Origin of the sequence: Thiospirillum jenense, assembly GCF_014145225.1 — a bacterium.
Taxonomy (GTDB): domain Bacteria; phylum Pseudomonadota; class Gammaproteobacteria; order Chromatiales; family Chromatiaceae; genus Thiospirillum; species Thiospirillum jenense.
On the sequence record NZ_JABVCQ010000026.1, the window covers coordinates 11,193 to 30,328 of the forward strand.

Annotated in this window: 16 protein-coding genes and 1 other RNA gene; 12 read left to right on the forward strand and 5 right to left on the reverse strand. The window is 48.8% G+C overall.

Annotated elements, in window-relative coordinates; translation table 11 throughout:
* Positions 1 to 21: 21 nt before the first annotated feature.
* The 9 genes from uvrA to dapE all read left to right on the forward strand — a co-directional run bounded on the left by uvrA (position 22) and on the right by dapE (position 9,511).
* Positions 22 to 2,826 carry an excinuclease ABC subunit UvrA gene (gene uvrA, locus HUK38_RS11210; RefSeq protein ID WP_182584425.1) on the forward strand — a complete coding sequence of 935 codons (2,805 nt, stop codon included), beginning with the start codon at positions 22 to 24 and terminating at the stop codon, positions 2,824 to 2,826.
* Between the two features lie 196 nt (positions 2,827 to 3,022).
* Positions 3,023 to 3,119, forward strand: an RNA gene (gene ffs, locus HUK38_RS11215) — signal recognition particle sRNA small type.
* A gap of 128 nt (positions 3,120 to 3,247) precedes the next feature.
* Complete coding sequence (gene dnaX, locus HUK38_RS11220) at positions 3,248 to 4,957, forward strand: DNA polymerase III subunit gamma/tau (protein ID WP_182584426.1); 1,710 nt, start codon at positions 3,248 to 3,250, stop codon at positions 4,955 to 4,957.
* Between the two features lie 77 nt (positions 4,958 to 5,034).
* Positions 5,035 to 5,361 (forward strand): YbaB/EbfC family nucleoid-associated protein, encoded by a 327-nt coding sequence (locus HUK38_RS11225; RefSeq protein WP_182584427.1) that lies wholly within the window; start codon positions 5,035 to 5,037, stop codon positions 5,359 to 5,361.
* A 124-nt stretch (positions 5,362 to 5,485) separates the two neighbouring features.
* Positions 5,486 to 5,830: a histidine triad nucleotide-binding protein gene (locus tag HUK38_RS11230; RefSeq protein ID WP_182584428.1), complete on the forward strand. Its 345-nt coding sequence runs from the start codon at positions 5,486 to 5,488 to the stop codon at positions 5,828 to 5,830.
* A 187-nt stretch (positions 5,831 to 6,017) separates the two neighbouring features.
* Positions 6,018 to 6,788: a septum site-determining protein MinC gene (gene minC, locus HUK38_RS11235; protein WP_182584429.1), complete on the forward strand. Its 771-nt coding sequence runs from the start codon at positions 6,018 to 6,020 to the stop codon at positions 6,786 to 6,788.
* Positions 6,789 to 7,207: 419 nt separating this feature from the next.
* Positions 7,208 to 8,017, forward strand: coding sequence for a septum site-determining protein MinD (gene minD / locus HUK38_RS11240; protein WP_182584430.1), 810 nt, complete (start codon positions 7,208 to 7,210; stop codon positions 8,015 to 8,017).
* A 1-nt stretch (position 8,018) separates the two neighbouring features.
* On the forward strand, positions 8,019 to 8,330 hold the full coding sequence (gene minE / locus HUK38_RS11245) for a cell division topological specificity factor MinE (protein WP_182584431.1): 312 nt from the start codon (positions 8,019 to 8,021) through the stop codon (positions 8,328 to 8,330).
* Positions 8,331 to 8,371: 41 nt separating this feature from the next.
* Positions 8,372 to 9,511, forward strand: a complete 1,140-nt coding sequence (gene dapE, locus HUK38_RS11250; protein ID WP_182584432.1) for a succinyl-diaminopimelate desuccinylase — start codon at positions 8,372 to 8,374, stop codon at positions 9,509 to 9,511.
* An 80-nt stretch (positions 9,512 to 9,591) separates the two neighbouring features.
* Here the strand turns inward: dapE and HUK38_RS11255 are convergent, their stop codons facing one another.
* From HUK38_RS11255 to HUK38_RS11275, 5 genes are read right to left on the reverse strand one after another with little or no spacing between them, the layout of a single operon-like run.
* Positions 9,592 to 11,172 carry an AmpG family muropeptide MFS transporter gene (locus HUK38_RS11255; protein ID WP_182584433.1) on the reverse strand — a complete coding sequence of 527 codons (1,581 nt, stop codon included), beginning with the start codon at positions 11,170 to 11,172 and terminating at the stop codon, positions 9,592 to 9,594.
* A 21-nt stretch (positions 11,173 to 11,193) separates the two neighbouring features.
* A complete protein-coding gene (locus tag HUK38_RS11260; RefSeq protein WP_182584434.1) occupies positions 11,194 to 11,652 on the reverse strand; it encodes a transcriptional repressor in 459 nt (152 codons plus the stop codon).
* Positions 11,653 to 11,672: 20 nt separating this feature from the next.
* Complete coding sequence (locus HUK38_RS11265) at positions 11,673 to 12,515, reverse strand: metal ABC transporter permease (RefSeq protein WP_182584435.1); 843 nt, start codon at positions 12,513 to 12,515, stop codon at positions 11,673 to 11,675.
* Positions 12,516 to 12,529: 14 nt separating this feature from the next.
* Positions 12,530 to 13,279, reverse strand: a complete 750-nt coding sequence (locus HUK38_RS11270) for a metal ABC transporter ATP-binding protein (protein WP_420825174.1) — start codon at positions 13,277 to 13,279, stop codon at positions 12,530 to 12,532.
* A gap of 1 nt (position 13,280) precedes the next feature.
* A complete protein-coding gene (locus HUK38_RS11275; RefSeq protein WP_238787613.1) occupies positions 13,281 to 14,279 on the reverse strand; it encodes a metal ABC transporter solute-binding protein, Zn/Mn family in 999 nt (332 codons plus the stop codon).
* Positions 14,280 to 14,797: 518 nt separating this feature from the next.
* On the opposite strand from HUK38_RS11275, the gene metK reads away from it, so the two are divergent.
* The 3 genes from metK (at position 14,798) to HUK38_RS11290 (ending at position 18,954) form a co-directional block, all read left to right on the forward strand.
* Complete coding sequence (gene metK / locus HUK38_RS11280; RefSeq protein WP_182584436.1) at positions 14,798 to 15,991, forward strand: methionine adenosyltransferase; 1,194 nt, start codon at positions 14,798 to 14,800, stop codon at positions 15,989 to 15,991.
* A gap of 40 nt (positions 15,992 to 16,031) precedes the next feature.
* A complete protein-coding gene (acs, locus tag HUK38_RS11285) occupies positions 16,032 to 17,978 on the forward strand; it encodes an acetate--CoA ligase (protein ID WP_182584437.1) in 1,947 nt (648 codons plus the stop codon).
* Between the two features lie 142 nt (positions 17,979 to 18,120).
* On the forward strand, positions 18,121 to 18,954 hold the full coding sequence (locus tag HUK38_RS11290) for a LabA-like NYN domain-containing protein (protein WP_182584438.1): 834 nt from the start codon (positions 18,121 to 18,123) through the stop codon (positions 18,952 to 18,954).
* Positions 18,955 to 19,136 lie beyond the last annotated feature (182 nt).

A 19,136-nucleotide genomic window follows, 5' to 3' on the forward strand; every position in this document is an offset into this window, starting at 1 on the left:
AGAAACCTTGATTAAATGGCAATGGATGATTACATTCGTATTCGCGGCGCTCGCACGCATAATCTAAAAAACATTGACCTTGATTTGCCGCGTCATCAATTGATTGTGATGACTGGTTTATCTGGCTCAGGTAAATCATCACTCGCCTTTGATACGCTCTATGCGGAAGGCCAGCGGCGCTATGTTGAATCCTTGTCAGCCTATGCGCGGCAGTTTTTATCATTAATGAATAAGCCGGATGTAGATCAAATTACCGGGTTATCGCCCGCTATTGCCATTGACCAAAAAACCACGTCTCATAATCCGCGTTCCACCGTCGGTACCATTACCGAAATTCACGATTATTTACGCTTGTTATTTGCACGAATTGGGACACCTTATTGTCCAGAGCACGGCGAAGCATTAAATGCGCAAACCATTACACAAATTGTGGATCATTTATTAACCTGGCCGGACGGCGAGCGGGTGATGTTATTAGCACCATTAGTGACGGCGCGCAAAGGTGAATACCGTCAATTATTTAACGAATTACAGGCACAAGGATTTATTCGGGCGCGAATTGATGGTGCGCTGTATGAATTAGAGGAAGCGCCGCTATTAGATGCGCGACATAAACATCAAATTGAAGTGGTGATTGATCGCCTGCGTATTCGCCCAGAACAGCGCCAACGTTTGGCGGAATCTATTGAAACAGCGGTGCGGTTGTCTGGCGGCACGGTGCGCGCTGTGCGTATGGAGATGACTGCCGAACATGACACTGGAATAGAAAATACCTTTTCCACTGTCTTCGGTTGTCCAATTTGCGGCTATAGCGTGGCGGCATTAGAACCGCGTCTGTTTTCATTTAATAGCCCGACGGGCGCATGTCCAAACTGCGATGGCTTAGGAGTACAAACCTTTTTTGATTCAATCAAATTAGTGGCGCAGCCGACCCGCAGTTTAGCGGATGGCGCCATTCCCGGTTGGCATAAAAAACAGCCGCAATATTTTCGGTTATTGACCAATTTAGCCAAAGAGTTGCGCTTTGATTTGAATACGCCCTGGTGTGAGTTATCATCATTAATACAGCAGGTTGTTTTATACGGCACCGGCGGTTTAATTCAAGATGTTAGCACGCCATTCATTGGTATTGTGCCATTCACGGAACAGCGTTATCGGGAAACTGATTCGCCAGCGGTGCGCGAGGAATTAGCGCGTTATCGCACCCAACAACCCTGTCCGGCGTGTAATGGCGCTCGTCTTAATTCAATTGCGCGACTGGTGCGTATTAGCGATCATACGCTGCCGCAATTAGTCGCATTGCCCATTCATGCCTGTTTGCATTGGTTTATGCAGCTTGAGTTAATTGGTGCTAAACAAGCCATTGCCGCCCCGATATTAAAAGAAATCACGTCCCGCTTGCAGTTTTTAATTGCGGTAGGATTGGATTATTTAAGTCTGGATCGCAATGCCGAAACACTGTCTGGCGGTGAAGCGCAGCGCATTCGTTTAGCCAGTCAAATCGGCGCGGCATTAGTTGGTGTCTTATATGTGTTGGATGAACCATCAATTGGTTTGCATCAACGCGATAATGCGCGGTTATTAGCGACATTGGCGCATTTACGCGATTTGGGCAATACAGTCATTGTGGTCGAACATGATGAAGAAGCCATGCGCGCCGCCGATCATATTATTGATTTAGGCCCCGGCGCCGGTGCCTATGGCGGCACAGTGATTGCGCAAGGCACGGCGGCCGATTTAGCGGCGCAACCGGCGTCACTCACCGGGCGTTATTTATCAGGTGAATTAACAATTGCAGTGCCAAATCAACGCCGCGCAATAGACCCGATGCGGGTTTTACAATTAACCGGCGCCAGTGGTAATAATTTACAAGCAATTGATATTTGCATTCCAATTGGTACGCTGTGTTGCGTGACGGGTGTGTCTGGTTCGGGTAAATCCACACTCATTAATGACACGCTTTATCCGATCATTGCCCAGCATTTACATCAAGCGCAAGTCACCATTGCACCTTATCAAAGCATTCACGGGCTAGAGCATTTCGATAAGGTGATTGAAATTGACCAAAGTCCAATTGGCCGCACGCCGCGTTCTAATCCCGCCACCTATACCGGCGTATTCGATTTAATCCGCGAGTTATTTGCCGCCGTTCCCGAATCACGCGCTCGCGGCTATAGCGTCGGGCGCTTTAGTTTTAATGTCAAGGGCGGGCGCTGTGAAGCCTGCACTGGTGATGGTGTCATTCGCGTCGCCATGCACTTTTTACCCGATGTCTATGTGCCATGTGATGTGTGCAATGGGCGGCGTTATAATCGTGAAACCTTAGATATTTATTATAAAGGCCGCACCATTGCTGATGTATTAGCATTAACGGTGGCGGAGGCGCTCGACGTATTTGCCGCCGTGCCATTATTAAAACGCAAATTAGACACATTAATGGCGGTAGGTTTATCGTATTTGCACTTGGGGCAAAATGCCACGACGCTATCCGGTGGTGAAGCGCAGCGAATTAAACTTAGTCGGGAATTATCTAAACGAGCGACCGGCCGCACGCTGTACATTTTAGATGAACCAACCACAGGTTTACATTTCCACGACGTCAAGTTATTATTAGACGTACTGCATCACCTGCGTGATCAAGGTAATACAATTGTGGTGATTGAACACCATTTAGATGTGATTAAAATAGCGGATTGGGTGATTGATTTAGGGCCGGAGGGCGGCAATGAAGGTGGGCGGGTCGTGGCAATGGGAACGCCTGAACACATTGCGCAGTGTGACGCCTCACATACCGGGCGATTCTTAAAACCATTACTGGCGCGTTAATGATAAACTGGCAATGAACACGGCGATTAAATTGGCAATTACACGGGTAATGATGATGCGGTTAATTCGGTGATGACAGCGCGTTACTCTGACACGAGCGCGCCGCCGCATGATTTACTTGTATTAGGTAAAACAATTTGCTATTTTGACCCGTCAACCAGTCAAGTCACGACAGTTTCTGAATTATGGCAAACCACGTTCGTCCCTTCGCAACACAACGCCGTGAACCCGGTCAGGTCCGGAAGGAAGCAGCCGCAGCGGTTGCAGTGAGTGCCGGAGTGTGGCGGGCGTGGGTTGCCACCCATTTATGACCGCGCCGCGCTGGGTTATTCTGCTATTCTTAACCCCGTTTCCTGCTAGGTATCCAACCCAGTTGGTGTGACGAAAGCCGATTCACACTCAACATCGGTGATTCGCCGCTATGGCTGACCCTCACGCCACCCCATCCAATCCCGCCCCGCCCGCTTATCAAGTGTTGGCGCGCAAATGGCGGCCGCGTGCTTTTGCCGATCTGGTCGGGCAGACCCACGTCGTGCAGGCGCTGACCAACGCGCTGACCCGCGGCCAACTGCATCATGCGTATCTGTTCACCGGCACTCGCGGTGTTGGTAAAACGACACTGGCGCGCATTTTGGCCAAAGCGTTGAACTGCGAACAGGGCATCAGCGCCACGCCTTGCGGGATTTGTACCACATGTCAGGAAATTGATGCAGGGCGTTTTTTGGATTTGCTCGAGGTGGACGCCGCCTCGCGCACTAAAGTGGATCAGACCCGCGAGTTGCTGGAAAACGTGCCATTTGCGCCGGTGCGCGGCCGTTATAAAGTGTACCTGATTGACGAGGTACACATGTTTTCTGGCCATAGTTTCAATGCGTTACTGAAAACGTTGGAAGAGCCGCCGCCGCACGTCAAGTTCGTTCTAGCCACCACCGATCCGCAAAAATTACCGCCGACGGTGCTGTCACGCTGTTTGCAATTCAATCTTAAACCCTTGTTACCTGAGCAAATTCAGGGACAATTCCGCCGCATTCTCGCCGCCGAAGCGATTGGTTACGACGAGCAGGCGCTGTATTTGCTTGCCCACGCGGCCGACGGCAGTATGCGCGATGGCTTGAGTTTGCTCGATCAGGCAATTGCGTTTGGCGGCGGGCAATTGACGGTCGCCGACGTCCGCGCCATGTTGGGAACGCTCGATCAGGACGTGACCTTGACGCTGGTTGAGGCGCTGTGTGCCGGGGATGGGGCGCGGTTATTGGCCGAAATCGGACGTGTTGCGGATTTGACACCAGACTTTGCCGGCGTGTTGCGCACTGTGATCGAATTGCTACATCGGTTGGCGTTGATACAACAGGTGCCGAGCGTGTTGGCGGCTGACGATCCCGATGCCGAGCGGCTGCGCACGGTGGCGACCGCGGCGGCGGCGGAAGATTTGCAACTGTATTACCAGATCGCGTTGCTTGGGCAGCAAGATTTGGCGTGGGCGCCGAGTCCGCGAGCGGGACTTGAAATGGTATTACTGCGGGCGCTGGCGTTTCGGCCGGATGATGCGCCCGCCGCTGCGCCGTCGGCGACTGCGCCCATGCCCAGTAGCGCCGCCGCAACTGTGGCATCGTCGCCACGTCCGCCCGCGCCGTCACCCGCGTCAATTTCCCCCGCCATTGCCAATGAACCGGTGATTACCAATGACCCGGGTGGGGTGGTGCAATTAACGAATGACCACGAGTGGCGGCAATTGCTGCAACGGTTACGATTAACTGGTGGGGGATTATCAACGCAATTAGCGCAGCATTGTGCATTTCATTCGTGGGAAAATAACCGCTTGTGTTTGGTATTGGATGCTGACCAGGCGCATTTGCGCCAGAGCGCGGAAACTCGGTTATTAGAGATATTGAAAACTGTATTGGGCGCGGCATTAAAATTAGACATTATTCCCCGCAATGCAAATCAAACATCAGCAATTGCGATTGCGTCAACTGTATTAGAAACGCCGGCCAATTATCAACAAAAACAGATTGAACAGAACCAACAACTTGCTGAACAAATATTAAAAAATGATCCGGTTGGGCAAGAATTAGAAGAAAAACTAGACGCCAAAGTAATTCCCGGCACTGTCAAACTATCGGATGCTTAAACCGGCACATGGCTGAATTAGCCAATTGAATTTTAATCGCGTATGTATCGCAATGTTAATAACATGAGGGAATGGTGATGATGAAAGGTGGACTTGGATCAATGTTAAAACAGGCGCAGAAAATGCAGCAAGAACTGCAAAAATCACAAGAGCGCCTCGCCCAAGAAGAAGTCACTGGTGAATCAGGTGGCGGCATGGTGCGCGTGACCATGACCGGTGGACATGAAGTCAAGCGGGTTGAATTAGACCCATCGTTATTGACCGATGATAAAGACATGCTCGAAGATTTAATTGCCGCCGCAGTGAATGATGCTGTCAATCGTGTAAAAAGTCGGATGCAACAAACCATGTCCGAATTAACCGCCGGCATTCCATTACCGCCGGGTATGAAATTGCCATTTTAATGGTAAATGCAAAACGTCGGTGCTTTTGGATATTAACATCCTAAATGTTGGCGCATATAATCCCCGTTGATTCGTTGAATAAAATCGTCAGAAAATGGCGCAAAATTGATAATGAGGCTGCATGATGTCAGATACAATTTTTGGTAAAATTGCAGCGGGTGAAATGGCCGCTGATGTGGTGTATGAAGATGATGATGTTGTCGCTTTTCGTGACATTCATCCCCAAGCACCGGTGCATATCTTAATTATTCCGCGCCGTTCCATTCCGACCTTAAATGACGTAAATGATAATGATGCCGAATTGATGGGAAAATTATTACTCACTGCCGCCCGCATTGCCGCCCAAGAAGGCATTGCTGACGCCGGCTATCGCACTGTGATTAATTGTAATGCGCAAGCCGGACAAACTGTCTTCCATTTGCATGTCCATTTATTAGGTGGACGCGCCTTGCAATGGCCGCCGGGTTAATGACAAATGTGTTGATCTTTATTTGCAATGCCCCGCTTGATTGAGTGAAGTGATTGGCAAATACTGTGTAGCGTAAATAAAGTACGCTACCATCGTGTTGTTGCCGCACGTCCTAACATATTTAAAATCACAGCGTGAAGGGTCGGGTTATTTAACTCGTTTTAATTGTTTCAGCGCGAATCACAGCATGACAGTTTTTGTTGATCCTTCGGTTTCTCAAGAGGTTGCGGCGCTTGACATTAAAGCCGCTACCTTTACTTTACCTGTGATTCGTTTGCTGCATACAGCAATAGACACAATTGCAATACAAATAGAACAACGTGTTGAGCAGGCACCAGAGTTCTTTCATCATACCCCAGTGGTCATAGATATCAGCGAATTATCAAATACAGATGACCCCGTTGATTTATCATATATTGTTAATTTGCTGCGCCGCTTTCACATGATTCCAATTGGGTTGCGTGGCGGCGATGCGTTTCAACAAGAGGCGGCAAAAACCCTACAACTTGCTTTATTAGGTGATGGCGCACATTCTCATTCACGTCAAGCAACACCACGCGCTAATCGTGCAATTAAACCAGTTGAAACCTCGCCATCATTACCCGAAGTGACATTAGGCTTGGGGCATGAATTTAATTCTATGATTATTACACGGCCGGTGCGCTCAGGACAAAAGATTTATGTTGCAAGTGGTGATTTAACCGTAATTGCACCAGTCAGTTCGGGAGCTGAACTGATGGCAGATGGCAATATCCATGTCTATGGTTCATTACGCGGCCGCGTATTCGCTGGTATTAAAGGGAATGCGCAAGCACGCATTTTTTGCCAAAATTTACACGCGGAATTAGTTGCTATTGCTGGACATTATCGCGTGAATGAAAATATCCCCAATGATCTAAAAGGTAAACGGGCACAAATCTTTTTAGATCGTGACATGTTGCGTATTGAATCTTTGTAATCATTTAGTTTGGCTTGCCTAATACAAGTGGTTATGCGGACAACGTTTTGCCAATAAAATGCGGTGTTTTATTTTATAAACTTGCCACTTCAGAGGCGGATTATATTAAAAAACTAACAGTTGATGTACAATTAACGCCAGATGCGCAAACACAACTATATGTGCGCTGTAGCACGAAAACATTGATATGTCGTGTGATAGTCTTGACAGAAGTACTTTAATATAGAACACGTTTTGACAGTGTCGTCACATTAATTATGTCAAACTATGAATAGGAAACTGCTGGTAAAATTGTCTCAATTAAGCTGTTGCGGCTAAATAAAATATTAAAAAATGATGCCGCGACAATTCAAGGCAACATTAGAGGCTTGAATCAGTGTTTCCATCAACAACGTTAGATAGTTTGGGAGAATACGCAATTGGCTAAAATTGTTGTTATCACCTCGGGCAAGGGTGGTGTGGGTAAAACTACAACAGCGGCTGCAATGGGAATGGGATTGGCGATGTTGGGGCATCGCACCGTCGTCATTGATTTCGATGTTGGATTGCGCAATCTCGATTTAATTATGGGTTGCGAGCGCCGCGTAGTTTATGATTTTGTCAATGTGATTAATGGTGAAGCCAATCTTAATCAAGCGCTCATTCGTGATAAACGTTGTGACAAATTATACATTTTGCCGGCGTCACAAACGCGTGATAAAAATGCGTTGACTAAAGATGGCGTCGGTCAGGTATTAGAAGATTTAGGTCGCAGTTATGAATATGTCATTTGTGATTCCCCAGCTGGTATTGAACACGGCGCAATGATGGCAATGTATTATGCCGATGATGCTATTGTGGTAACTAATCCAGAAGTGGCATCAGTGCGTGATTCAGATCGAATGTTGGGTATTTTATCAAGCAAATCAAAACGCGCCGAAACGGATGCTGAACCAATTATTGAACATTTATTATTGACCCGTTATTCCCCGGAGCGGGTCGTGCGCGGCGAAATGTTAAGCGTCACCGATGTTCAAGAAATTTTATCACTCAAGTTATTAGGAGTGATTCCAGAATCACAAGCCGTATTAAACGCCTCCAATGCCGGCGTACCAGTTATTCTCGATGCTGAGTCCGATGCGGGACGCGCCTATCAAGACACTGTATTGCGCTTTACGGGGAAAGAAGTGCCATTTCGTTTTATTGAAGCAGGTAAAAGAGGATTTCTTGGACGACTCTTTGGAGGTTAATATGTCATCATTTGCCGATTATTTTCGCAATAACGAGGCAGGTAATACTAATCGCAATAAGACTTCTGCGGTCATTGCCAAAGAACGTTTGCAAATCTTAGTTGCTTATGATCGTATGGCACGAGATCGCCCGTCTTATTTGCCTAGTTTAAAACAAGAAATTCTTGATGTCATTCGTAAATATGTTAATGTTGATTTAGCGTCCGTGTCGGTACGCTATGAACAAGAAGGGAATCAAGAAATTTTAGAATTAAATATTGTGTTACCCGAAAATGCCGGGCGGGTTTTAGAAGCTGCTTTAGAAAACAATTAAAGCATCATGCCAGATATTTTGATATTCAATGGTTTTAACTCATGGATTCTGATTGTTCACCAACATTAGCATTGGCACAGGCACTTGTTGCTCTACCCTCAATCACACCACAGGATGCTGGTTGTCAGGACTTAATTATTGCGCGTCTTGCCAAGTGTGGTTTTCATATTGAATCTCTGCCTTTTGGGGATGTGACAAACCTATGGGCATGGCATGGAAATGAGTCACCATTATTTTGTTTTGCCGGTCATACCGATGTGGTGCCGCCAGGGCAGTTACATTTATGGTCATCAGACCCATTTACACCCACATTGCGGGATGGGATGTTATTTGGGCGCGGTGCGGCGGATATGAAAGGTTCGTTGGCAGCAATGATAGTTGCGGCCGAAGGATTTATTCAAGAAAACCCAACCCATCGTGGTAAGTTAGCTTTTTTATTAACCAGTGATGAAGAGGGACCGGCAATTGATGGAACGGCAAAAGTTATTGAACATTTGCAAACATGCGGGCAAAAAATTGATTATTGTTTAATTGGTGAGCCGACGAGTACTCAACAATTAGGTGATTGTATTAAGAATGGCCGGCGCGGCAGTTTGAATGCACGATTGCGTATCTTTGGGAAACAAGGACATGTTGCCTATCCCCATCGCGCCGACAATCCTATTCATCATTTTGCACCGACATTAGTGCGCTTTTGTAATGAAGTGTGGGATCAAGGTAATGAGTATTTCCCTCCCACCAGTTTTCAAATATCGGGCATTCAAGCTGGCACCGGTGCTGAAAATGTCATTCCCGGTATCTTAGATTTGCAATTCAATTTCCGGTTTTCAACTGAATTAACGCCGGAAATCATTCAACAGCGTGTCATTGCAATGCTCGATCAGGGCTTGTGTAATTACGAATTAGAATGGCATTTGTCTGGATTACCATTTGTGACCCCTGTCGGTCAATTAGTGACAACGACGCAATCAGCCGTGCAAACGATTTTAGGGTATGAACCGGTGTTATCTACCAGTGGCGGAACATCCGACGGACGTTTTATTGCGCCAACTGGGGCTGAAGTTCTAGAACTTGGACCAGTCAATACAACTATTCATCAAGTTGATGAGTGTGTTGCAGTGGATGATCTGGAACAATTGACGCGCATTTATCATGCGATCTTGTGTGACTTATTAAAGTAAATCATGGCAGGCGCGCACTTGTCAGGTTATTAAATAAAACGGCTGGGTTATTCCGCGATTATCAATCACATGCTGACAGGTTAGGTTTTTATTTGTACAATGTGCCGCGCCAACCACACAAGTAATAACACTGGCAACCCAATTAAGGTTGTGAAAACAAAAAATGCCGGATAACCAATAGTTTCTACTATGCTGCCAGAATAGCCGCCAAGTAACTTGGGTAGTAATGTCATCGCTGAACTGAATAGAGCATATTGTACAGCGGTAAAAGAAACGTTGGTTAGACTAGATAAAAATGCAATAAATGCCGCACTGGCTAATCCCGCTGCTAAATTGTCTGCGCTGACCGTGACATACAATAAAACTAATTGATGTCCCGCAATGGCTAATCCAATAAACACTAAATTAGTCAGCGCAGACAACACTGCTCCCAGCATTAAAATGCGCATGACGCCAAAGCGCGTTGCTAATAACCCGCCTAAAAAACCACCGATTAAACTAATCACAACGCCGAAGGTTTGCACAGCACCGGCGATTTCGGGTTTGCTAAATCCCAGGTCTTGATAAAACACATTGGCAATGACGCCTAGCACAATGTCAGAAATGCGATATAAGCCAATTAAGGCTAATAATAATAACGCGGGGCGCGTCCCATAACGTTGGAAAAAATCAAGAATGGGCGCAACCCAAGTGGCTCGGGCATAATGTGATTGCACTAAACCGTAACGCACCAATAACCAACCGCTCATAATCGCCGTTAATAATGCAAATAAAAAATGCGCGGCTTCACTTATAAACGCAATTAATACGCTACTCTCACTTAGTGCGGTAAACGCATTAAAAACTTGTGAAGTTAAAAAGAACGTCGTAGCAAAGAGGCTGGCTGTGATTAAAAATAACGCGACCAGTCGGGCGTTGTGTCGTGAATTAAATTGATCGTTTTCAGCAGTGTTTTGTGTTGCAACTGTAGGTTCAGATGCGGTTAATGTTGTGATGATGCCAATTAACATGACCGCTGCCATGATGCAATAAGTGGCTTGCCAAGCTGAATAAGAATAGACGGCGCTGCTGGAGCCGAACCACGCAGCTAATGACAATGCACCTGCACCTGCGACAATCATGCCGACACGATAACCCGCAATGTAAGTAGCAGCTAATAATGCCTGCATAGCGGGTGGGGCAATTTCAATGCGATACGCATCAATGACGATGTCTTGAGTTGCGGCGGATAAACCTAATAAAACAGCGGCTAGCGCTAGAGTGAATAGGTGCCGCGGCCCTAATGCTGGGTCAGTGAAAGCCATTAATAACATGGCAATAATGATGGCGATTTGGGCGGCAATTAACCAGCTACGGCGGCGCCCTAGTCTGCGCGTTAATCCTGGTAATGCTAACCGATCTACTAATGGCGCCCATAGGAACTTGAATGAATACCCTAATGCTGCCCAGCTAAAGAAAGTGACAGTTTGACGGTCAACACCGGCTTCACGCAGCCATAATGACAGTGAAGAAAAAATTAATAATAAGGGCAAGCCGGCTGCAAACCCGAGGAATAATAAAGTGCGGGCGCGTGGGTCCCGCACTGTAATTAAAAGTATTTGCCAACCATGCGGTGAATCGTGCGTGTGTTCTAATGCTGATTGGCGCTGATGCAATGCCATTGCGGATTGAATCTTGAATAATTAAACCGCTTTAGTGGCGCCGGTGGTGCAATGTCCACAGTTGCCAAGTAATTCAACCACTGGATGTACGAGTTGGAAACCATTTTCAATTGCCAGCGCATTGACTGCATCGTTAATGCGTTGATCGGAAAATTCTTTTACTTCACCACACTGTTTGCAAACTAGAAATTGGCTGTTGTGTGCTTGTTCTGGATGCGTACAATTAATGAATGCATGTAAAGTTTCTAATCGGTGAACGAGGCCTTGTTCTAATAAAAAGTCTAATGCACGATACACGGTTGGGGGGGCGGCGCGGGTGCCGTCGCGGAGGTTTTCTAAAATCGCATACGCGCCTAATGGGCGATCGGCACGGCAAATAATTTCTAAAACACGGCGGCGTTGATCGGTTAAACGCACACCACGAGCGTGGCAAAGCATTTCGGCTTGTGCCAATGCTTGTTGTAAGCGGACTGCATTCATGGTTTTATTTCCTCTGTTGTTCATTTTGAATAGCGGCGGTGTTGCCACAGATAATAAAGTTGACTCATCACACTCGATAAGAGATACAGCGCCCCAGCAAATAACACAATCACTGGCCCAGGTGGTAAATCGGGCGCATAGGATGCCCCTAGACCAATGACAATTAGCAAACTCCCTACTCCGGTGGCGGTCATCATCATGCTGGCTAATGAATGTGTCCATTGTCCAGCAATCACCGCCGGTAATGTCAATAACGCGATCACTAGAATTAATCCCACGACCTGAATCATTAAAACGACGGTGATGGCGACCAGTACTAATAATAATAGATAAAAGAACACGACTGGTATGCCGCGCAACTGAGCAAATTCTTCGTCAAATGCGACGGCGACAAATTGCCGATAAAATAGCGTCACGATCAATAGGATTCCTATGTCCAAACCAGCCATAAAGAGTAATTCATGGCGTGGGACAAGTAGGATATTACCAAATAAAAAGCTCATTAAATCGGTGGTGTAGCCTGGGGTTAAGGCAATAAAAATAATGCCAATGGCCATGCCGACGGCCCATAATGCACCAATGGTAGTGTCTTCTCGGGTGTGCCAATACAAACGTACCCAGCCAATGAGTAATGCAGCGCAGATTGCGGCAATTAATGCGCCGATTAATGGATTAAATTGATAATAAACGGCGGCACCCATGCCAGCGAGGACGGAATGCGCAATGCCGCCGGCGAGGAAAGTAATGCGCTTGACAACAACAAAGGGGCCGATTAAACCGCAGCCAATGCTGGCTAATAATCCGGCAATTAACGCTTGTTGTAAAAAGCTGTATTGCCAAAATGCTTGAATAAACTCTTGCATTGCCGTGTTCGCTATTAAGATGCCCAGCGATGGGCAATATGCCGCACATCACCGCCATAGAGCGTATGAATCATTCGCCCATTGATATCGGCGGTGCGGTGACATATGAGCGTCTGATTCAAGCAGGCAACGCGATTGACATAATGCGAAATAAAGGCGATGTCGTGTGAGACAACAACAATGGTTAAGCGGCTATTGAGCGCGGCTAATAATTCAAAAATTTCGCCTTCAACACGCTGGTCAATATTCGCGGTGGGTTCATCCAGTAATAGAATTTCTGGTTCGCTGACTAATGCGCGGGCTAATAAAACCCGCTGGGTTTGTCCACCTGACAGCGTACCAATGGGGCGTTGTGCTAATTCAATGGCTTCGACTTCCACCAATGCCTGTTGGGCGGCGTGGCGGTCAGCGGGTTGATAGCGTCCCCAAATGTTGCCAATTCCTAACCGTCCCATTAATACCACATCTTCGACGGTGATGGGAAAATCTCGCGCAAATCCTGGGTACTGTGGTACATAACCAACTTGACGGCGCACTTGACGCGGCGCTTGCCCCAACACGGTCAAGTGTCCGCTGGTTGGCTTGAGTAACCCCAACATGAGCTTAAGCAGGGTGCTTTTGCCGCCGCCGTTGGGGCCAACAATGCCAATAAATTCACCACGTTGGACGGTCAAATCCACCGCGTCTAGCACGACTGTGCTACCGTAACAAAAACCCAGTTGGTTACTGTGGATAACGGGAAGTGTCAGTGTTGCGCCAGTCACGTTATGGCGCTCCGCCGGCGAATGTGTCTGCTTCGAGCAACACGTCTGTCATATGCAACAGGGTAGCGGCGTAATCGGGCGTCAGTGGGTCAATTGTTGCCACGCGGCCACCAATCGCTTGCGCAACCTGTTCGGCAAAACGCGGGTTGATTTGTGGCTGGACAAAAATCACCCGCCCGCCTGATTGTTTTGCTAATTCAATCACTTGCGCTAAGTGACGAGCGCTAGGTTCTTTGCCTTCATGTTCAATTGCCACCTGCGTTAAATCATACGCATCCGCAAAATAGCCCCAGGCGGGGTGGTAAACGAAAAAGGTGCGGTGACGTAATGGCCGCAATTTGGCGGCGATTGTGGTGTCTAATTGCGCTAACTCGGCGTCAAATGCGCGTTGCCGCCGTTGATAATCCGCCGTATGCGCCGGATCAAGTGCCGCCAGTTGTTGCCGTACTTGTTGGGCGATGCTGCGCACTAAACGCGGGCTAGTCCACAGATGGACGTCCAACTCGGCCGTGGGCGCATCGGTGTGATGATTTGATTTATTGTGAAGATCATCATTTGTGTCATGGGCAGCGGGCGCTGGTTGGGCATGGTGGCGCAGGTTGATGCCGGCGCGGGCGTCGAGAATGGTTAAGGTTGGGTTGACCGCTTGAAAACGCTGTAACCATGCGGTTTCAAACGGGACGCCAATGCGGACGTACACCCTGGCCTGTGCCAACGCGGTGATCTGCTGCGGCGTGGGGTCGTAGGTGTGCGGACTTTGCCCGGGGCGTACCATCGTGGTCACTGTGACCTGCTCGCCACCGACGCGCTCCACTATTGTTTGCAACGGCGCGACGCTGACCACAACTGACACGGGCGGGTTAGCCAGTAGCGGGCGGGTTATGCCCAACCCGGTGGTTGTCAGGAGGATCAACAGCCAACTGTGGCACCGGCGCAACGCGGCGCGTTGGCAAGACATCTTGCCGTCATCAGATGCGAACAATTTGGCTAAACTACGCATGTTGGTTGATCCTGGCGCACGTTAGATCGGGCGCTGCCGGGTGGTCGTTAACTGGGGACATCCTGACGTTTTGTGACAGAGTTCACAAGTCTCGCTATTATTCAGAAATTGACGGCGGTTGACTAGATCAAATTACACTACCGACGCTGAAAACTTGACTGTGTTTGAAGTCGCAGTTGCGTAGGATGCAGCCGCACCAACGAGACTTGCGTAGGCCCTGCCGTTTCTGATGTGGTTTATCAGCGCCCCGCCGCCCACATTCAACCGTTGCGGTTTGACGTGCGTCACTTCTGAGCGTTGAAAATGCGACAGGTTGGCGGGCAATATCGGATGCAGTGTAATGATAAATCGCGTCCTGTGCTGCACATTTGAATGATACGATGTGTGTTTTAATGCAACTTTTATCAATTCAATCGCGCATCACCCTCGTATTACTGTTACCCACTGTCCGTATTTGATGATTAACTTGTTCTGAGTAACGCAATCACGGGCATTACAATTGAGCTAAAAAATACACTATGGCTAATGACTTTTTATTCACTTCCGAATCCGTCTCCGAAGGACATCCTGACAAGATGGCCGACCAAATCTCTGACGCGGTGTTAGATGAAATCTACCGCCGTGATCCGAATCACGCCAAAGCGCGTGTGGCGTGTGAAACATTAGTGAAAACCGGCTTTGTCATGTTAGCCGGTGAAATCACGCTCACCAATGCCGAATTAAAAATTGATTATGAGCGCGTGGTGCGCCGCGTGGTCACCGGCATTGGTTACGACAATTCCGATGTCGGTTTTGATGGGCATCATTGCGGCGTGTTAATTGCGCTGGGTGAGCAATCCAAAGATATTAACCAGGGCGTTGATCGGGCGAATGAAGAAGAGCAGGGCGCGGGCGATCAGGGTTTAATGTTTGGTTACGCGACGAATGAAACCGACTCGCTTATGCCCGCGCCAATTGATTACGCGCATCGTTTGGTGAAACGGCAGGCGGAAGTGCGCAAAGCCGGGCGCCTGCCGTGGCTGCGGCCGGATGCCAAGTCGCAGTTGACCATGCGCTACGTTGACGGCAAACCGGTCGCGGTCAACGCGGTTGTGTTGTCCACGCAACACAGCCCCGACGTCAGCGAGCGCGATTTGCACGACGGCGTGATGGAGGAAATCATCAAACCGGTACTCGGTAACACCGGTTGGTTGACCGCCGACACGCGCTATCACATTAACCCGACTGGGAAATTTGTCATCGGCGGGCCGGTCGGCGACTGCGGCTTAACTGGGCGCAAAATTATCGTGGATACTTACGGCGGCATGGCGCGGCACGGCGGCGGCGCATTTTCCGGCAAAGACCCGTCCAAAGTGGATCGCTCGGCCGCGTATGCTGGGCGCTACGTCGCCAAAAATATCGTCGCGGCGGGACTGGCGGACAAATGCGAAATCCAGATTTCCTACGCGATTGGCGTGGCCGAGCCAACGTCGGTGTCGGTTGACACCTTTGGCACGGCAAAAATCCCCGAAGCGCGCATCATTGACCTGATCCGTGCGCATTTTGACCTGCGCCCCTACGGCATTTTGCGGATGCTCGATTTGACCAACCGCGACCTGATTAGTTACCAAGCCACCGCCGCCTATGGGCATTTCGGCCGCACTGAGCCGGGCTTTACTTGGGAACGCACCGACCTCGCGCCAGCATTGCGTGACGCGGCCGGATTGCGCTAGTCACCCGCCACTCAACTTATTGTTAAACCAGAGGATTTGTATGTCGGAGTCAAAAATCTACCCGGTGCCGCCCGCAATCGCCGCCACCGCGCACATTAATCAGGCACGTTATCAGCAGTTGTATCAGCAGTCGGTCAAGGATCCCGACGGGTTTTGGGCGGAACAGGCGCAGGAATTCGTGACGTGGTTTCAGCCGTGGACGCGGGTGCTGGATTACAACTACGGGCCGGACGAGGTGTACATCCGCTGGTTTGAGGGCGGCAAACTCAACGTCGCCTACAACTGCCTTGATCGGCATTTGGAAAAACGCGGCGATCAGGTCGCCATCGTCTGGGAAAGTGACGACCCCAACGTGGATCGGCGCTTAACCTACCGCGAATTGCACACCGAAGTCTGCAAATTGGCGAACGTGTTAAAAAGTCGCGGCGTGAACAAGGGCGACCGCGTGTGCATTTATATGCCGATGATTCCCGAAGCGGCGGTGGCGATGCTGGCCTGCGCCCGCATCGGTGCGGTGCATTCGGTCGTGTTCGGCGGCTTTTCACCCGATTCACTGCGCGACCGCATTCTCGACTCGGATTGCCGCGTGTTAATCACCGCCGACGAGGGCGTGCGCGGCGGGCGGCATGTGCCATTGAAAAAAAATGCCGACCATGCCATGGCCGAATGTCCTGATGTCACCACCTGCCTCGTGGTCAAGCGCACCGGCAACGCGGTCGAGTGGCGCGACGGGCGCGATATTTGGTATCACGACGCAATGGCGGGCGCATCCGATCAATGCGCTGCTGAACCAATGGACGCCGAAGACCCACTATTCATTTTGTACACGTCAGGATCAACCGGCAAACCGAAAGGCGTATTGCACACCACCGGCGGGTATTTAGTATTTGCGGCAATGACCCACCGCTATTCATTTGATTATCAAGACGGCGAAATGTATTGGTGTACGGCGGATGTCGGCTGGGTGACGGGGCATACTTATATTGTGTATGGGCCATTAGCCAATGGCGCGAAATCATTAATGTTTGAGGGCATTCCGAATTATCCCGACATGTCACGCTTTTGGCAGGTGGTGGATAAACACCAAGTCAATATTTTCTATACCGCGCCCACCGCTATTCGGGCGTTAATGCGCGCCGGTGAAGCGCCAGTGAAACAAACCTCGCGGGCATCATTGCGTATTCTCGGTTCCGTTGGTGAACCAATTAACCCGGAGGCGTGGGAATGGTATTACCACGTTGTCGGTGATGGGCGCTGTCCAATTGCCGATACTTGGTGGCAAACCGAAACCGGCGGGCATTTAATTACGCCATTGCCGGGCGCGACGCCATTAAAACCCGGCTCGGCCACGCAACCATTCTTTGGCGTCGTGCCGGCATTAGTGGACGCCACTGATGGAACGCCAATTGCTGGCGCGGGCGAAGGTGCATTAGTGATTACGCGGCCGTGGCCGGGGCAAATGCGCACGGTGTATGGCGATCATCAGCGCTTTATTGATACTTATTTCAAACAATACCCCGGTTATTATTTCTCCGGCGATGGTGCGCGGCGTGATAACGATGGTGATTATTGGATTACCGGGCGCATTGATGACGTATTAAATGTGTCCGGTCATCGGTTGGGGACGGCGGAAATAGAATCGGCATTGGTGTTGCATTCAGCGGTAGCCGAAGCGGCGGTTGTGGGTTATCCGCATGATATTAAAGGACAGGGCATTTATGCCTATGTCACGGTCATGGCCGGCATTACCCAGACCGATGAATTGAAAAGAGAACTGGTGCAATTGGTGCGTAATGAAATCGGCGCAATTGCCACGGTTGATATTATTCAATGGGCGCCGAGTTTGCCGAAAACACGCTCGGGTAAAATCATGCGGCGGATTCTGCGCAAAATTGCCGCCAATGAAATTAGTACGTTGGGTGATACGTCAACATTGGCGGATCCGACGGTTGTAGAAGAGTTAATTGCCCATCGCGCTAATCAATGATGGTGCAATGAAAACGCATTAAATACGAACCGAAATGTTTTCATGCGCCAGCGTGGAAATGTTTAAATAATGATTTAATGCAAACAAGCAGTGCCGTCGTGATGTTGCGGCACTGCGCGTATTAACGAAGAGGTGACGGCGATTGGTTTCACATCAACGAGTGGGTGTCTTTGTTGACGCCGAAAATGTCCGCTACAACGGCGGTTATCAAATGCGCTATGACATCTTGCGGCGTTTTGCCGCCAGAGAAGGTGGCGCATTGCAACGCTTAAATACTTATTTGGCTTTTGATAGTGAGCGGGCGCGGGAGGATTTTGAATATCAAAAGAAATCGCGGGCGTATCAACAAATGGTGCGTGATTTCGGTTGGAAAGTGACCGTTAAACATGTGCGGCGCTATACCGATGAAAATGGCAATGTCTCAACGAAAGCGAATGCAGATTTAGATATGGCAGTGGACGCCATGTTACAAGCAGGTAAATTGGATCAAGTTATTTTAGTCACTGGAGATGGTGATTTTTTACAGGTGGTGGCCGCTTTACAAAATACCGGCTGTCGGGTTGAATTAGTTGGATTCAAAAATGTGTCACGGCAATTACAACAAGCAGTGGATGCGTTCTGGTCGGGCTATCTCATTCCCGATTTATTACCTGTCAGCTATGAACCGCGCAATGAATGGGGCAAAGCAGGTTCTTGTGTGCGCGGGGTCTGTACTAAATGGTTTCCTGAAAAGGGCTATGGGTTTTTACGTTTTATGAATCAAATTTCTTCAACCTTATGGGTGACTGACCCCCGCGATTTTGATTCACCCTATACCAGTGTCTTTTGTCATGCCAATGAAATTGCCGAAGATGTCAGTGAAGACATGCTGATGAATCGTGAAACTATCTTGGAGTTTTATCTGAATGAAAGCGATCAAAAAGATAATGGATTGGTCGCCAATAATGTGCGCTTGGCATTTGGAGTAAATCGGTAGCTATTTAAACCAATGTATCAACAATGCGTTGACAAAAACATAACGAGCTAATGGTGCGCAATGCTGTCAATATTAGGCAGAATAAAAACAACTTGGCTCGTTCGGGATTAATCATGCGTAAAGCGGCTAATGATTCATTAACCGCTTTGCGGCTGATGATGAAGACACTAGCAATGTGAGGT

What these genes read in the sequence shown, in the direction of transcription:
- uvrA (WP_182584425.1), top strand. Translation starts at nt 22, where the DNA reads ATGGATGATTACATTCGTATTCGCGGCGCTCGCACGCATAATCTAAAA.
- dnaX (WP_182584426.1), top strand. Translation starts at nt 3,248, where the DNA reads ATGGCTGACCCTCACGCCACCCCATCCAATCCCGCCCCGCCCGCTTAT.
- HUK38_RS11225 (WP_182584427.1), top strand. Translation starts at nt 5,035, where the DNA reads ATGATGAAAGGTGGACTTGGATCAATGTTAAAACAGGCGCAGAAAATG.
- HUK38_RS11230 (WP_182584428.1), top strand. Translation starts at nt 5,486, where the DNA reads ATGTCAGATACAATTTTTGGTAAAATTGCAGCGGGTGAAATGGCCGCT.
- minC (WP_182584429.1), top strand. Translation starts at nt 6,018, where the DNA reads ATGACAGTTTTTGTTGATCCTTCGGTTTCTCAAGAGGTTGCGGCGCTT.
- minE (WP_182584431.1), top strand. Translation starts at nt 8,019, where the DNA reads ATGTCATCATTTGCCGATTATTTTCGCAATAACGAGGCAGGTAATACT.
- dapE (WP_182584432.1), top strand. Translation starts at nt 8,372, where the DNA reads ATGGATTCTGATTGTTCACCAACATTAGCATTGGCACAGGCACTTGTT.
- HUK38_RS11255 (WP_182584433.1), bottom strand. Translation starts at nt 11,172, where the DNA reads ATGGCATTGCATCAGCGCCAATCAGCATTAGAACACACGCACGATTCA.
- HUK38_RS11260 (WP_182584434.1), bottom strand. Translation starts at nt 11,652, where the DNA reads ATGAATGCAGTCCGCTTACAACAAGCATTGGCACAAGCCGAAATGCTT.
- HUK38_RS11265 (WP_182584435.1), bottom strand. Translation starts at nt 12,515, where the DNA reads ATGCAAGAGTTTATTCAAGCATTTTGGCAATACAGCTTTTTACAACAA.
- HUK38_RS11275 (WP_238787613.1), bottom strand. Translation starts at nt 14,279, where the DNA reads ATGCGTAGTTTAGCCAAATTGTTCGCATCTGATGACGGCAAGATGTCT.
- metK (WP_182584436.1), top strand. Translation starts at nt 14,798, where the DNA reads ATGGCTAATGACTTTTTATTCACTTCCGAATCCGTCTCCGAAGGACAT.
- acs (WP_182584437.1), top strand. Translation starts at nt 16,032, where the DNA reads ATGTCGGAGTCAAAAATCTACCCGGTGCCGCCCGCAATCGCCGCCACC.